Annotated in this window: 14 protein-coding genes; 5 read left to right on the top strand and 9 right to left on the bottom strand. The window is 73.4% G+C overall.

What is annotated here, in order from left to right; all coding sequences use genetic code 11:
• Positions 1-145: 145 nt before the first annotated feature.
• Both H291_RS0106605 and H291_RS28975 read right to left on the bottom strand, forming a co-directional pair.
• Positions 146-3,088, bottom strand: a complete 2,943-nt coding sequence (locus H291_RS0106605; RefSeq protein ID WP_157236747.1) for a glycoside hydrolase family 43 protein — start codon at positions 3,086-3,088, stop codon at positions 146-148.
• A 232-nt stretch (positions 3,089-3,320) separates the two neighbouring features.
• Positions 3,321-3,872 carry a hypothetical protein gene (locus H291_RS28975; RefSeq protein WP_020014189.1) on the bottom strand — a complete coding sequence of 184 codons (552 nt, stop codon included), beginning with the start codon at positions 3,870-3,872 and terminating at the stop codon, positions 3,321-3,323.
• Positions 3,873-3,996: 124 nt separating this feature from the next.
• On the opposite strand from H291_RS28975, the gene H291_RS0106595 reads away from it, so the two are divergent.
• Positions 3,997-4,809 (top strand): NAD-dependent epimerase/dehydratase family protein, encoded by an 813-nt coding sequence (locus H291_RS0106595; protein ID WP_020014188.1) that lies wholly within the window; start codon positions 3,997-3,999, stop codon positions 4,807-4,809.
• Between the two features lie 7 nt (positions 4,810-4,816).
• On the opposite strand, the gene H291_RS0106590 is transcribed toward H291_RS0106595, so the two are convergent.
• Positions 4,817-5,575, bottom strand: coding sequence for an SDR family oxidoreductase (locus H291_RS0106590; protein WP_020014187.1), 759 nt, complete (start codon positions 5,573-5,575; stop codon positions 4,817-4,819).
• An 84-nt stretch (positions 5,576-5,659) separates the two neighbouring features.
• On the opposite strand from H291_RS0106590, the gene H291_RS0106585 reads away from it, so the two are divergent.
• The gene (locus tag H291_RS0106585; RefSeq protein ID WP_020014186.1) at positions 5,660-6,586 is read left to right on the top strand and encodes a DUF2797 domain-containing protein; all 927 of its coding nucleotides are present in this window, start codon (positions 5,660-5,662) and stop codon (positions 6,584-6,586) included.
• 60 nt (positions 6,587-6,646) lie between these two features.
• Here H291_RS0106585 and H291_RS28970 read toward each other — a convergent pair whose 3' ends face one another.
• Positions 6,647-7,387, bottom strand: coding sequence for a hypothetical protein (locus H291_RS28970; protein WP_020014185.1), 741 nt, complete (start codon positions 7,385-7,387; stop codon positions 6,647-6,649).
• A gap of 59 nt (positions 7,388-7,446) precedes the next feature.
• Positions 7,447-8,019, bottom strand: coding sequence for a CGNR zinc finger domain-containing protein (locus tag H291_RS0106575; protein WP_020014184.1), 573 nt, complete (start codon positions 8,017-8,019; stop codon positions 7,447-7,449).
• 97 nt (positions 8,020-8,116) lie between these two features.
• Here H291_RS0106575 and H291_RS0106570 point away from each other — a divergent pair, with 97 nt between their 5' ends.
• Positions 8,117-9,382, top strand: a complete 1,266-nt coding sequence (locus H291_RS0106570) for an MFS transporter (RefSeq protein WP_020014183.1) — start codon at positions 8,117-8,119, stop codon at positions 9,380-9,382.
• 50 nt (positions 9,383-9,432) lie between these two features.
• Complete coding sequence (locus H291_RS0106565; RefSeq protein WP_020014182.1) at positions 9,433-10,644, top strand: MFS transporter; 1,212 nt, start codon at positions 9,433-9,435, stop codon at positions 10,642-10,644.
• 69 nt (positions 10,645-10,713) lie between these two features.
• Here the strand turns inward: H291_RS0106565 and H291_RS0106560 are convergent, their stop codons facing one another.
• The 4 genes from H291_RS0106560 to H291_RS0106545 form a co-directional block, all read right to left on the bottom strand.
• On the bottom strand, positions 10,714-11,133 hold the full coding sequence (locus tag H291_RS0106560) for a hypothetical protein (protein WP_020014181.1): 420 nt from the start codon (positions 11,131-11,133) through the stop codon (positions 10,714-10,716).
• A gap of 19 nt (positions 11,134-11,152) precedes the next feature.
• Positions 11,153-11,587 carry a DUF4259 domain-containing protein gene (locus H291_RS0106555; RefSeq protein ID WP_020014180.1) on the bottom strand — a complete coding sequence of 145 codons (435 nt, stop codon included), beginning with the start codon at positions 11,585-11,587 and terminating at the stop codon, positions 11,153-11,155.
• Between the two features lie 64 nt (positions 11,588-11,651).
• A complete protein-coding gene (locus H291_RS0106550) occupies positions 11,652-12,620 on the bottom strand; it encodes a phosphotransferase (RefSeq protein WP_020014179.1) in 969 nt (322 codons plus the stop codon).
• Positions 12,621-12,702: 82 nt separating this feature from the next.
• On the bottom strand, positions 12,703-13,086 hold the full coding sequence (locus H291_RS0106545; RefSeq protein ID WP_020014178.1) for a MerR family transcriptional regulator: 384 nt from the start codon (positions 13,084-13,086) through the stop codon (positions 12,703-12,705).
• 65 nt (positions 13,087-13,151) lie between these two features.
• Here H291_RS0106545 and H291_RS0106540 point away from each other — a divergent pair, with 65 nt between their 5' ends.
• Positions 13,152-14,759: a SulP family inorganic anion transporter gene (locus H291_RS0106540; RefSeq protein ID WP_020014177.1), complete on the top strand. Its 1,608-nt coding sequence runs from the start codon at positions 13,152-13,154 to the stop codon at positions 14,757-14,759.
• Positions 14,760-14,762: the final 3 nt, after the last annotated feature.

Below are 14,762 nucleotides of genomic sequence, written 5' to 3'. Positions count from 1 at the left end.
CCGCCGTCCAACGGACGTCGCTGACGTCCCGGCCGGGTCCTCACCTTTGAGGCCTAAGTTTCTTCGCTTTCCGGCGTCGGATAGCGAAGAAACTTAGGCCTCAAAGGGGGACCCAACCGTCAGATGCGGCTGTCAGAGGCAGCCGTCAGCCGCAGTTCGCCGCCGGGTAGCCCGCCGTCAGGCCGGCCTCGCCCCGCTTCCCGACCGTGACGCTCCCCGCCTCGAGCGCCGACCCCCGCGTGCTGACGACGGCCTGCCCCGTCCGCCCCGGCGCGACGTCGCGCACCACGCGGGTACCGAACGGCGTCCGGATCTCGATGTCCGCCCTCCGGTCACCGAGGTTCCGCACCGTGGTCACGAGCTGGGCCTTGTCGCGCCCCACGCACCGCGCCGCGACCTCCGGCACGACGGCGGCAGAACGTGCCCCCACGCCGAGCGTCGGGATCTTCACGTACGAGCCGGGCGTCGCGAACGTCAGCCGCACCGCCGACGCCCAGACGGGCTCGAACTCGACCGACGTCGGCGCGCCGGTCGCGGCGGGCGCCACGTCCTGGGCCGTCGTCGGGTGCCACGTGCCCTGGGCGTCGCGGTACTCGACGCCCACGGTCGCGATGGTGCCCTCCGTCGTGGTGAAGCCGACCCGGTCGACGGCGCGCGCCTCGGCCGGCTCGACCGTGAACGTCACCTCGTCGCGGCCCGCGCTGCCCGACCACGTCGACCACGAGGTCGAGGCGTTGCCGTCGCACGCGTTGGCCGCCGGCATCGTCTCCCACTCGGTCTGGTGGAAGCTCGCCGAGACCGTGGTGCCCTCGGCCCGGCAGAGGTCGACGACGTCGTCCGCGCCCCAGACCTGCACCTCCGAGATCGACTGCCATGTGTTCGTCGCCGTCGTCAGCCGCACGCGCAGGGCGTTCGTGCGCGGCAGGTCGGACACGTCGAGCGTCGCGACCGGCGCGGCGGAGGCGGCGTCCTGCGCGAGGTCGACGCGCACGTCCGTCGTCGTCCACGCGCCCGACGCGTCCAGGTACTCCGCGGCGACCGTGGACGGCCAGGTGGCGCCCGCACCGTCCTTGTAGGTGTGCACCACCACCTCGGTCAGGTCCTGCGTGAGCGGCCACGTGAAGGACAGCCAGCTGTTGCGGGGATAGCCCGACGACGTCCAGTCGTCCCAGCCCTTGCCCTTGACGTTGCCGTCCACGACGGTCGGCGCGAGGTTCGCCCGGCTGGAGGCCGCGACGGACGCGCCGGGGGCGAGGTTGGCGACGCCGTCCTCGTGCACCTCGACGGTGCGCGTGAAGGTACGTCCCGCCGTGAAGCCGTCGCCGGCGGCGAGCGTGCCCGTGAGGGTCTGCGTGCCGCGCGTCTCGAACGACGTCGCGCTCCAGGTCACGGCGACGTCGGAGGTGACGCCGCCGACCTCGACCGGGACGGCGTCTGGCAAGGCGGCGCCGAAGTCCTCGCCGGGCGCCACCTGGTCGGGCACGCCGTCGTCGGTCACACGCCAGATCTCGGTACCGGTGCCCTTGTCGTCCCAGTAGCTCTCGTCCCAGCCGTCGGCCCAGCGGGCCGGGTCCTCGGTGGCGGGGTTGCGCATCTCGGCGCGGCCGCTCTCGCCGATCGTGACCGGGAGCCACACGTAGTTGGAGTTCGCGGCCCCGGCGTTCCAGCGGTCGCCCATGTAGACGAAGCGGCCGCCGCCCAGGTCGAGCACGTTCGTGGACTGCGAGCCGAACGTGGTGCGGCGGGTGTCACCGACCGAGAGCAGGCCGTCGCCGCCCTCGGGGATCGCGTTGTAGGCGACGTTCTCGTGCTGGTCGCCCGCCTCGACGCCGCGGATCCAGGAGCCGAGGATGCTGTCGGCCGTGTAGTAGGTCTGCGGGTTCGGGGCCCAGCCCGTCGCGCCCGACGCCACCGTGTAGTACTTGCCGCCGTGCTGGAACAGGGCGGGCGCCTCCAGCACGCCGCACTCCTTGACGATCTGGAAGTCCTCGCCGCGCACCGGCGCGCCAGTGGTGCCGTCCGCGAACAGATACGGGTAGCGGCCGTCCTCCGAGTACTGCCCGGCGTCGACCATGTCGACGTCGGTGGTGTGCGTGACGTTCGTGTAGTCGGCGTCGAGCTCCGCGATGTACAGCGTCCGGTTCTCCTCGGAGGAGTAGACGATGTACGCGGTGCCGTCGTCGTCCTGGAAGACGGTCATGTCGCGGGCCTGCCCGGGCACGGCCGCGGAGATGCACGCCTGGTAGTTGGTCCGGTTCGGCATCCGGTACACGCCCGTCATCTTGAACGGCCCGGTCGGGCTGTCCGAGACGGCGACCCCGGCCATCGAGCGCGCGTACATGCTGCCGCCCGGGGTGGTCTGCCCGTCGGAGTGCCACCACAGCACCCACTGCTTGGTCGCCTCGTTGTAGAGCACCTTGGGCCGCTCGAAGATCGTGGTGTGGTCGGCGGCGTCGTTGGTGTTCAGGTGGTAGTCGAGCTCGGCGATGCGGTCCGCGCGGGGCTCGCCGGCGTCGTCGACCGTGTCGTAGAGGGCGTCGAAGTAGTCCGACTCCAGCTCGGCGGCGTCGGACACCGAGCGCAGGACGATGCCCTCGTCGGTCCAGTTCCTCGTGTCGTAGGACTTGTAGGCGTGCACGCCCGGGCTGCCGTAGTAGCCGTTGCTGCGGTCCTCGCCGTACCAGTAGTAGACGGTCTCGCCCGCCTCCTCGCCCTGGACGACGGAGCCGGCGTCGACGCCGAGGTCCTCCGCCGAGACGGAGACGACCTGGCCGCCGTGGGCCTGGATGTGGTTGCCGCCGTCGTCGAGCCAGGACGGCGTGAAGTAGTCGGCCGCACCGGAGCCGGGGTCGAGGATGGGCGGGTAGGCGGAGTAGGCGGCGTCTGCCGTGGTGGCCTTGACCGGCGCGGCCGGTGGGGCGTCGTCTGCCACGGCCGGGGCGGCCGGGACCGCGACCGCCGCAGCCAGCGCCACGGCGAGGGCGGCACCCAGGGGTACCGGACGGGTGGCTGCCGAACGGGCTGCGGTCCAAGCGGATGGTGCGGTGCTGCGCGGGGCGCGGCGGTGACCCATGTCCGTCTCCTTCATCCTCGAAGTCTGTGGACGCGGAAGTCTGTGGACACGCGAGGGCGGACGGCGCCGGCCTCGCGGAACGCGACTCTGCGTTCCGGCGGGCCCTGCGGGACCGCCGCGGAACAGGCTGGCACCCGCCAAATGTTGGCGTCAACACGATGTCCGAAAGTGATCGACTCCGGGGTGGGGTCCGACGTCGGGAGGCAGAGCCCGCGGGCCACTCAGACGGCCCGCCCGGGCGCCCCGCTCAGCCGTGCGCGAGCAGCTTGAGCCCGACCACCCCGACCGCGAGCGCCGCGAGCACGCCCAGCGCGAGGATGCGGGCGGGCCAGGGCAGCTTGGTGCGGCGGATGCCGAGCCAGGCGATGAGCACGAGGGTGGCGATGAGCACGCCGACGCCGACGCGCAGGGCGGTGGTGACCTCCCACCAGCCGAGGCCGGCGATGGCGAGCGCGAGCAGCGGGAAGACGAGGGTGACCAGGGCGCCGGCGCTGGTTCGGGTCATGGCGGCCAGGTGGTGCCGGTCGGGGAATCCGCCGTGGGCGGCGAGGTGGGAGATGAGCTCGGCGAGCCAGGCGGCGGCGACGGTGCCGACGGCGGTGATGGTGAGCGACGCGGCCGCCGTCCCGGCGCCGAGCCCGTGGGCGTGCGCCATGAGCGTGAGAGTGACGGCGAGGGTGGCGAAGGTGACGTAGACGCGCTCGCGGAGCCGCTCGGCGAGGTCCTCGCGCTGCTCGGGGGTGATGGTGGCGCGGGTGCCGGGCTGGTCCGGGTGCGCGGGGCGGCGCGGGGTGCTCATGGGGTCATTCTCTCGTGTCGCTGTCTCGCGTCGCCGCAGGTCGCCGCCCGCGTGGGCGTGGCGGTCGACCGGTCTCTCGTCAACTAGCCTCTCGTCAACACCGGTCGGACGAGGGAGCCCGAGCATGTCGAACGAGGAGAACCAGGTGGTCGCGATCACCGGGGCCGCGGGCCGGATCGGCCGCGCGATCACCCCGCTGCTGCGGCGTCCGGGGCGGGAGCTGCGGCTGCTGGACCGGGTGGTGCCCGCCGACCGCGACGAGCGGGACCGGTGGTTCGCGGGGGACATCACCGAGGCGGGCGCCCTGGACGAGGCGTTCCGCGGCGCAGACCTGGTGGTGCATCTGGCGGCCCACCCCTGGGAGCGGCCGTGGCCCGAGATCATCGCCGTGAACATCGACGGCACCCAGCGGACGCTGGACGCGGCGCACGTCGCGGGCGTTCCGCGCGTGCTGTTCGCGAGCTCGATCCACGCGGTGGGGTACGCGACGCCCGCCGAGGCCGGCGCCGTCGACGAGCTGCACCCGCGCCCCGACACGTTCTACGGCATGAGCAAGGCCGCCGGCGAGGCCCTGGGCAGCGTCTACGCGGACCGGTTCGGCATGACCGTGGTGAGCGCGCGGATCTGCGCCTTCAGCCCGGACGTCGCGGGTGGCCACTCGGTCGCCCTGTGGCTCTCCCCCGCCGACGCCGCCCGGCTGGTCGAGGCCGTGGCCGCGCTCGACCGGCCCGGGCACCACGTGGTCTGGGGCGTCTCGGACAACGGGCCGGGCTGGTTCCCGCTCGGGCCGGGGCGCGCGATCGGCTTCCACCCGCAGGACGACGCGGTGCGCCGGGCGACCGAGCGTGACGGCGTCGCGCCGCCGGAGCCGGAGCGCGACCGGATCCTCGCGGGGATCTTCGCCGACGAGGACCACCCGCTGGGCGGGGAGTGGTGAGGCCGCCTCAGTGCGCGGCCGCGCCCGACCAGTCGCGCAGCGCGGTCGGGGCGATCCGCGCGTCGGGTCCGGGCAGGAGCGCGCCCCGGTCCACGATCCCGCCGAAGTAGGTCGCGTCGGGGTCGCGGACGACGGTGCCGGCCTCGCCCAGGTGCGCCAGCGCGGTGCGGACGAAGACGTCGAGCTCGAACCGTTCGGGTCCTGCGAGGTCGAGGTCCGGCGTGGGCGACGGCTCGTCGACGAGGCGGGCGAGCTCCGCGGCGACGTCCGCCCCGGCGACCGGCTGGACCAGGATCGGGGCGAGGCGCGCCGGTCCGCCGTTCGGGCCGGCCGAGGCCCGCGCGATGGTGGGCGCGAACTCGAAGAACTGGGTGGCGTGCAGGATCGTGGAGGGCACCTCACCTGCGCGGACGGCGTCCTCCAGGCGCACCTTGGCCGCGTAGAACGGGACGCCGGGCGCCCGGTCCGACCCGACGATGGACAGCATGACGTGGTGCTGCACGCCCGCCTCGCGCTCGTACCGCGTGAGGTGCTCGCCGGCGCGTTCGAAGAACTCCGCGATGCGGGCGGGGTCGAGCGAGCCGGTCTTGGCGGTGTCGATGACGACCTGGGCGCCGTCGAGCACCTCGCGCAGGCCCTGCCCCGTGACCAGGTCGACGCCGCTGGTGCGCGAGGCGACCCGGACGTCGTCGCCCCGCTCGCGCAGGAGCCGCACCACCTGGGTGCCGATGGTGCCGGTGCCGCCCAGCACGGTGATCGTCGTCATCGTCGGTCCTTCCGCGTAGGACACCATCTTGTGCCGCGGCGGCCTTACTGGCTCGGCGTCGGGGGCCCGCCCTAGAGTCGTGGCGTGTCCGAGGAACGCACCGCCTGGCGCCCCACGGGGCTGACCTGGTCCGACGACGGCGCCGGGCTGGAGTGGCTTGCTCCCACTGGCGGCACGCGCACCAGCCCGCTGCCGGTCGGGGCGATCCTGGCGCTGACCGTCGGCGCGGACCGCCGGTGCCTCGGGCTGTGGTGGGAAGGACGGCGAGTGCCGTGCGTGGCGGCGACACCTTCCGGCGGGGCGCTGCTCGACCCCGGGGCGAAGTCGGGCCAGTGCGAGTCCTGCGCGGCGATCGCGCGGACCCGGTCGGTCGCCACGGACACCCGGCTCGACGACCCGCGGGAGTTCCGCGTGTACCTGGCGCACCACGGCAGCGTGGTCAAGGCCGGCATCACCGCCGCCCAGCGCGGGCAGGCGCGGCTGCTGGAGCAGGGCGCGCTGTCGTCGCTGTTCCTCTCGGCGGGCACGCTCATCTCGGCCCGGCGGTGCGAGTCGCTGCTCACCACGGCGCTCGGCCTGCCGCAGCAGGTGCACACCGCGCGCAAGCGGGCCGCCCGCGCGGCGCCGGGGACGGCGTCGTCCCGCGCCGCGGAGCTCTCCGCCGTCGTCGGGCGGGCCGCCGCGCTGGACTGGCCGCCGGGCCAGGCCTGGGACCCGACCGAACCTGCCGACCACACCGTTGCCTACGGGCTGGCGGACGGCGGCGTGGTGCCGACTCGGCAGCTCGATCCGCTGCGGCCCGGGGTGACGGTCACGGGCGAGGTGCTCTGCCGGGTCGGGCGGGATCTGTACTTGTCGATCGCGGACGGGGTGCTGCTGGTCGACACCGGCCTGCTGGCGGGCTGGGACCTGGGGCGGGCGGAGGCGGGGGCGCGCGGGACCGCGAGCACCTCACCCGTGGCCGCGCCGGCCGGGACGGGTCCGGGCGCGGAGCAGGACGCGCTGTTCTGACGAAGGCCTGGATTCTGACCACGGCCTCACGCAGCGGCCTCCGCCGGACGACTGCGCACGTCAGAGCCGCAGCAGGTCGCGCGCCAGGCCCTCGCGCAGCCCGGCAGGCGGGTCCACCCACCCGTACCCCTCCTCGCTCAGCGCGCCGGGAAACCCGCCGGCCGCGAACGCGTTGTTGAGGTCGTCGACGAACCAGAGCGTCGGACCGACCAGCCCGTCGACGCCGACGCCGGGCAGCTGGATCCCGTACGGGCCGTCGCCGCTGATGTTGGCCTTGTGCAGGGCGTCGGGGGCGAAGTCGATCTGAAAGTCGTCATCCGGATCGGCGTCCGCGCTGAATCCGGACAACTCCATCTCGTAGTACTCGCGCGCACCGCCGCCGTAAGCGATCTGCTCGAACTCGACCACCAGCGGGTCCGCGAGCACGCTCTCGGGCCACCGCGGGTGCTCGCCCACGAGCCACACGTCCCCGACCTCGCGGATCCACGCCGACACCGTCATCGGGACCGGCCCGAACCTCGCCTCCAGCCAGTCGGCCAGAGCGGGCGCGTCGTCGGAGGGCGGGAAGTGCGCCGCGCGTGGCGTGGCCTCGTCGTCGTTCTGCGCCGCGACGAAGCCGTCGGCCTGGAGACGGTCCACGATCGTCTCGACGTTGCGGCGCGCCCGCAGAGCCATCTCGCGGGCCACGGCCTGCGCGTCCTCGCGGTGCGGCTGGTCGAACGCCGCCATCCCCAGGGCGCGCAGGTCACGCCACACGCCGTCGTGCTCACCGGCCTGGTACCGGGCGAAGTAACTGGTCACGAGGGAATCCTGGCAGATCCCGCACCTGTTCAGGGGCGTTGCCGTCGGGGACGGCGCCGTCAGGCGCGGGCCCGCTCCCCCGCCCGCCGGCGCATCTTGATGTAGTTGCCGCAGCCGGCCATGGAGCACCAGCGCCGGGCGTGGTTGCGCGAGGCGTCGTAGAACGCCCAGCGGCAGGTGTCGCGCGCGCAGACCTTGAGCCGCTCCCACTCGCCCGCCGCGGTGCTGGCGCGGATCGCGTCGAGCACCCCGGCGATGCCGCGTTCGAAGTCGCTGCCCGCGGTGGTGAGCCGCAGATCGCCGTCGGCGTCGAACGAGGCGCGCAGCGGGAGGCGCGCGAGCTCGGCGTCCAGCCCGCTGCGGGCGGCGGGGTCGGCATCATCCGCGTGCCCGGCGTGGCCGAGCAGCACGGCGCGCAGCCCCTCACGGATCCGGTGCGCGGCGGCGACGTCGTCCGCCGTCATGCGGGCTTCCGCGGGGACGAGGCCGCGGGTGGCGAACCAGTCGCGCAGGGCCGTCGCGGTGCCGAGGCTCTCCGCGTCCTCCTGCGGCTCGTAGCTGTTCACGAAGTCGCGCACGAGCCCGGCCGACGGCGGGGCCGGCGTGTCGAAGCCGTTCTCCTCGAGCTGCATGACACCAGCGTAATGGCTTGACCGGTGTAGGTGCCGTGGGCAACCATGACACCGGCCATCGGCTTACGGTGGTGTACAACGATGTGCAGGGGGAACGATGACGAACGCGGCAACGGTGCGGCGCACGGGACTGCTGGTCGTGGCACTCGGTCTGCTCACCACGCTCGGCCCGCTCTCGATCGACCTCTACCTCCCGGCGTTCCCCACCCTGCGCGACGAGTTCGGGGCGGACGACGGCGCCGTGCAGCTCACGCTCGCCGGCATGACCGTCGGGCTCGCGCTCGGCAACCTCGTCACCGGCGCCTGGAGCGACCGGGTCGGACGACGCCTGCCGCTGCTGCTCGCGTCCGCCCTGCACGTGCTGGTCACACTGCTGTGCGCCGCGGCCCCGACGCTGGAGGCGCTCGCCGCGCTGCGGGTGGCCCAGGGCGTGGCGGCCGCGGGCAGCTCGGTGCTCGTGCTCGCCATCGCGCGCGACGTCAGCGACGGGCCGGGGCTCGTCCGGCTCATCTCCCGCATCACGCTGATCACGACGACGGTCCCGCTCCTCGCGCCGGTCGCCGGGGCGGTGCTGCTGCCGGTGGTGGGCTGGCGCGGGATCTTCGGGGTGCTCGGGGCATTCTCGGCCGCGGTGCTGGTGGTGACGGCGATGGTGGTGCCGGAGACGCATGCGGGTTCGGTGGGCCGGGGCGGCGTGGGCGACCGAGGCGAGGCAGCCGACCGAAACCACACGGCGCCTGCCGACCGCGGCCTGCGCGCCCGCCTCCGCGCCGTGCTCCGCGACCCCGGATTCCGCGCCGCGACCCTGCTCGGCGCCATGACCTACGCGGGCGTCTACGCCTACGTCGCCGCCTCGCCGCTCCTGCTCCAGGGGGTGCACGGCCTGACCGCCGGCGAGTTCGCGGCCGTCTTCCTGGCCAACTCGCTCGGCCTCGTGGTCGGCGTCCAGGCCAGCGCGGCTCTCCAGCGACGTCGGCCCGACGCACCCGTCCTCATCGGGTTCGCCGCCCTCACCGCAGGCGCTGCGCTCGCGATCCTCCCGCTGGAACGGGCCGGCGCGGGCCTGCCGGGCCTGCTCGTCTGCCTGTGGCTCTTCGTCGCGGGCTGCGGCGGCTGCTTCGCGGGCGCCGCCGGGCGCGCCCTGCGCGACCAGTCGGCCCAGGCCGGCACCGCGACCTCCCTGTACGGCTTCGGCACCTTCGCCGCGGCGGGGCTGATCGCCCCGGTCGCCGGGCTGATCGGCCTGCACGACGCCGCGCCGATCGCGGGGGTGCTGTCGGTGACGGCGCTGGTCGGGACGACTGCGGCGGTGGCGATCCGCCGTCGGGACCGACGAGCGGTGCTGCCGCCCTCGGTCGTCTGATCCACGCAGCACCAAGTACCGACCTCTGAACCTGACTGGAGAATCGCACCATGTTCGACCTGCCCGAGCTGCGCCGTCACGTCCCGCTCGCGGTGGCGTTGGGGGTCGACTCCGTCGGCACCGGGATCAGCGGCCCTCTGCTGCTCCTGTTTCTGACCCGCGTCGCCGACATCCCCCTGGCCCGGGCCGGGCTCACGCTCTCGGCGACCTTCGCCGTCGCCCTGGTGGTCCCCGCGCTCGTCGGCCAGGTGGTGGCCCGGCTGGGCGGGCGGAACATCCTGATCGCCGCGCAGGTGCTCCAGGCCGTCGGACTCACCGGGCTGCTGGTGGCCCGCGACCTGCCCGCCGTCGCCGCCTGCACGCTCGTGGCGGCGATCGGGCAGCGGGCCTTCTGGTCGTCGGTCTTCGCCGTGATCGCCGACGCGTCCGACTCCGGCCCGGCCGAGGACAAGGACCGCTGGTTCGCGTTCACCAACATGGTGCAGAACACGGGCTACGCGCTGGGCGCGCTGGCCGCGGGCGCGCTGCTCCTGCTCCCGGGCGACCTGCCGTACCTGCTGGCCATCGGCACGAACGCGGCCTGCTTCGCGGTCTCCGCGCTGCTGCTCCTGGTCGACCGTTCTGGTCGGCGGGTCCAGGCCACCGACGCCGACGCCCCGGTCCGGGCGCACCGCCTGCCGACGCTGCCCTACCTCGGGCTGATCGGCGTCGCGGCGCTGTTCGCGTTCTGCAGTACCGTCCTCGGATCGGGCCTCGGGATCTACGTGGTCGACGGCCTGTCCGCGCCCGCCGCGCTCGTCGGGCCGCTGCTCGCGATCAACACGATCCTCAGCGCGCTCGGGCAGGCGCCAGCAGTGCGCCTCACGCGCCGCCGGTCGCGCGTCGCCGTCATGGTCACGGCCGGGATCATCTGGTCGGTCTGGGGCCTGTACACCGCGGCGCTCGGCCTGGCCCCGGCGTGGCTGATCGTGCCCGGCCTCGTGCTGTCGGTGCTCGTCTACTCGGTCGCCGAGCTGCTGCACGGCCCGCGCTCGATCGCGTACGCCGCCGACGCCGCCCCGCCCGGCCAGCGCAGCACCTACCTCTCGTGGTTCCAGTACTCCTTCGCGCTGGCCAACATCGCGGCACCTGGCGTCTTCGCCGCCACGTTCAGCGTGGACCCGGCTCTGCCCTGGGTCGTCACCTCGGTGGTGGCGCTGGTCGCGTGCGTGGGGATGGTGCTCATCGCGCGAGCGCTGCCCCGGGAGGCGGCGCGGCCGTGACGGGGCCTGCCCCGACGACGACGGCTCTGCTCGGTTCCGCGCCCTCACACACGGTCCCGAGCAAGCCGCTCACCCGAACGCCAGCAGGTCACCCCGCATCCGCTCCGTCTGAGGCTGCGCCCCGTAGACCCGGTCCCGCGCGTCCAGCGCACGGAACACCAGCGCCCGGCCGAAGTCGTCGATCTGCCCGGTCAGGCGGAGCAGCGTGAACGCCGCGCCGATGACGACGTCGACCATGTCGACGTCGTCATCGTCGAGCGCGGCCACTACCTCCGCCTCGTCGCCGAACCACTCGGGGTCGATCTGCGCCAGGGTCGTGCTGCCGTCCAGCTCGTCGGCCCGTCGCGCGGTCAGGACGACCAGGTCCCACCCCTCGTCGTTGCCGAACGGTGCGAAGTCGTCGGCCTGCTCGTCGTAGATCGGGTCGCGGAAGTGCGCGGCGAAGGCTGGATGCTTGGGCCCGAGGTCGCCGTCGTCGTCGGCTGCCACGTCTGGGAGATCGGGTCGTTCAATCACCGGAACCTCCGCCCACCGCACCGACCGGCGCCGCCGACCCCAACGCCTGCCGCAGGTCCTCGATCGAGGCCTCGACCTTGCCGAGCCACTCGCTCAGCGACTGTTCGCCGGCCTCCTGCCACAGCTCGTAGACCTCCGAGCCGGCCCCGAGCACCCGGTCCGTCTGCTCCAGCAGCCACGCGGCACGCTCGTTGTCGAGCAGGTCGTGGGCCGCCTCCACGGCTTCGCCGTACGGCAGGTCGCGCAGCCCGCGCGCGGCCAGCGCCACCTCGATCAGCGCGAGGACGGCGGCGCCCGCGTCGCTCTCGATGTAGTCGCCCCGCAGCTCGTCGGCGAGATCGGTGAACGAGAGCTCGCGGTCCGCGAGCGCCCCCAGCGTGTCCAGGGCGCCGTCGTTGCCCAGGATGTCAGTGCTCCATGTACCCATGGCGAGGAACGTACGCGGAGCCACTGACACTCCCCCGGCTGCCCGGACCCGAACGGCCGATGACCTACCGCAGCAGCTCCCGAAGCCAGGCGATGCTGGCCTCCGCCTGTACCCGCTGGAACTGGCGCAGGTGCGGGATCCCGGGCGGCGGCTCCTGCAGCGAGCCGTGCACGAAGTAGGCCGCCAGCACCGCGACCTGTGTCGCGACGGCCTCGGGCTCGGTCCCACGCGGGAGCGGCGTCCGGTCCAACACTTCCGACGGCGCGGGCCCGCCGAGCGCGTGCATGGCCGGCAGCATCCCGACGAGATCGATGAACCCGGCGCCCCGCGCCGAGTGCGGCCAGTCGACGACGACACCGCGCGGCCGGTCGTCCGACTCGAGGACCAGCACGTTGTCCGCGCGGAAGTCGGCGTGGACCAGCCGGCCGCCCGTGAACGCCTCAGTCTGCCGCCCCGGGGCTGCGACCTGCGCGATCAGGTCGACATGCTCGGCGAACCAGGGGTCGTAGGTCGCCAGCCCATGCGGACGCTCGTCGGCCAGCGCCTGCGCCTCGGACCGCGGCTTGCCGGCGTAGTCGGGGAACGCGTCGCCGTCGGGCGCCGGGTGCTCACCGATCTCGAGGGCGAGGCGCGCGAGCAGGTCGACGTCGTCCAGGTCCCACGGGTCGGTGCGCACCGCGCGCCCGTGCACGGGCTCGAAGGCCAGCACGGCCCAGCTGGGCACCTCCGCGCCGCCGACGCCGCCGACGTCCGGCACGTCGAGGGACCACAGGAAGCGGGGCGACGGGAGTGTCGCGGGCAGCCGCGCGGCCTTGACCGCCTCGTTCCGGTGCAGCCGCAGGGCCTCGGTCTGGTCGGGAGAAGCGGTCTTGACGAAGACCGGGCCGCGCTCGGTGGTGAGCACGCTGGCCAGGCCGGGCGAGTAGCCGCCGTCGTTCGAGACCCAGGAGGTGACCCTCGCGCCCAGGCGGTCCTCGATCGCCGTCCGGATCGGGTCGGGCAGGTCGGGCCAGGTGGGGCGTACGCGGGTCATGCCAGTGCAGCCTGCCGGAGCACGGTTCAGGGAACCAATGGAATTTCCAGACGAAGCCGGAGCCGGCGGCGCGGAGGGAGGTTCAGAGTCCGTGCAGCAGCTCGATGAACTCGTCGGCCATGGCGAGCTTGCGCGCCAGGTCCGCGCGCCGCTCCTGCGCGGAGGTCACGTAGGCCTCCAGCCGGGCCCGGGCCTCCGGGGTGTCGTCCTGGGCCAGGGAGTCGGTGAGGTCGAGCAGGTCGGCCATCTCCTCCAGGCTGAAGCCGAGCGGCTTCATGCGCCGGATCAGCAGCAGGCGCTGGACGTCGGCCTCGGTGTAGAGCCGGAAGCCGCCCTCGGTGCGGCCCGACGGCGTGAGCAGGCCGACCTCGTCGTAGTGGCGCAGGGTGCGCAGCGAGAGCGCCGTCCGCTCGGCGACCGCCCCGATGTGGAACGTGACCTCGTTGATCACCGGTCGCTGCGCCATGGGGCCAGCCTCCCACAACGCGACCGCGCGAACTCTACCCTCACGTCAGGGTAGAGTTGCCGCCCGTGCCTCAGACCCCTGCCGCTCCCGGCCCCGCCACGTCCCCGGTATCCGGCGCCCCCGAGGCCGCCGCGTCCGGTTCGTTCCGGGCCGCCTTCCGCTCCGTGACGACGCTGCGCACCGAGGTGCTCGCGGGCCTGGTGGTGGCGCTGGCCCTGATCCCGGAGGCGATCGCGTTCTCGATCATCGCGGGCGTCGACCCGCGGATCGGCCTGTTCGCGTCGTTCACGATGGCCGTGACGATCTCGTTCCTCGGCGGGCGCCCGGCCATGATCTCGGCGGCGACGGGCGCCGTCGCCCTGGTCATCGCGCCGGTGGTGCGCGAGCACGGGCTCGACTACCTCGTGGCGACCGTCATCCTCGCCGGCGTGATCCAGGTGGCCCTGGGCCTGCTCGGCGTCGCGAAGATCATGCGGTTCATCCCCCGCTCGGTGATGGTCGGCTTCGTCAACGCGCTCGCGATCCTGATCTTCCTGTCCCAGGTGACGCACCTGATCGGCGTGCCGTGGGTGGTGTACCCGCTGGTCGCGGTGGGTATCGCGATCATCGTCCTGCTCCCTCGGTGGACCAAGGCCGTGCCCGCGCCGCTGGTCGCGATCGTGCTGCTGACGGCCGCCGTCGTCGTCGCGGGAATCAAGGTGCCGACCGTGGGCGACGAGGGCGCGCTGCCCGAGTCGCTGCCCTCCCTCTTCTTCCCGGACGTGCCGCTGAGCCTGGAGACGCTCCAGATCATCGCGCCGTACGCGCTGGCGATGGCGCTGGTGGGCATCCTGGAGTCGCTGCTGACCGCCAAGCTGGTCGACGACGTCACCGACACCCACTCGAACAAGACGCGCGAGGCCTGGGGCCAGGGCGTCGCCAACATCGTGACCGGGTTCTTCGGCGGCATGGGCGGCTGCGCCATGATCGGCCAGACCATGATCAACGTGCGCGTCTCCGGCGCCCGCACCCGGCTGTCGACCTTCCTGGCCGGCGTTTTCCTGCTGATCCTGGTGGTCGGGCTGGGCGACGTCGTGGCCATGATGCCGATGGCGGCGCTGGTCGCGGTGATGATCATGGTCTCGGTCGGCACGTTCGACTGGCGCTCGATCCGACCCTCGACGCTGCGCCGCATGCCGAAGTCGGAGACGACGGTCATGCTGGCGACGGTCCTCGTGACTGTGGCGACGCACAACCTGGCCTACGGCGTGATCGTGGGCGTGCTGACGGCGATGGTGCTGTTCGCGCACCGGGTCGCGCACTTCACGTCGGTCACGCGGCTCTCGGGCGGTTCTACGGAGGACGACGGCGGGGTCGGTGGTGACGGCGTCGTCGTCGGTGGCGAGGACGGCGTCGTGGGTGGAGGTGGCGAGCGGGTCTATGTGGTCGAGGGCGAACTGTTCTTCGCGTCGTCGAACGACCTGGTCTACCAGTTCGACTACGCGGGCGACCCGAAGAACGTGGTGATCGACCTGAGCCGGGCGCACATCTGGGACGCGTCCACGGTCGCGTCGCTGGACGCGGTGCGGGCCAAGTACGAGGCGCGGGGCAAGACGGTGACGATCGTCGGGATGAACGAGGACTCGGCGGCGCGGCACGGAAGGCTGGCCGAGGTGGTCGGGGGCGGGCACTAACGC

The sequence above is a fragment of the Promicromonospora sukumoe 327MFSha3.1 genome, assembly GCF_000385135.1.
Classification (GTDB): domain Bacteria; phylum Actinomycetota; class Actinomycetes; order Actinomycetales; family Cellulomonadaceae; genus Promicromonospora; species Promicromonospora sukumoe_B.
Note: the sequence above shows the minus strand (reverse complement) of the source record. Positions and strands in the feature narration are given on the sequence as shown.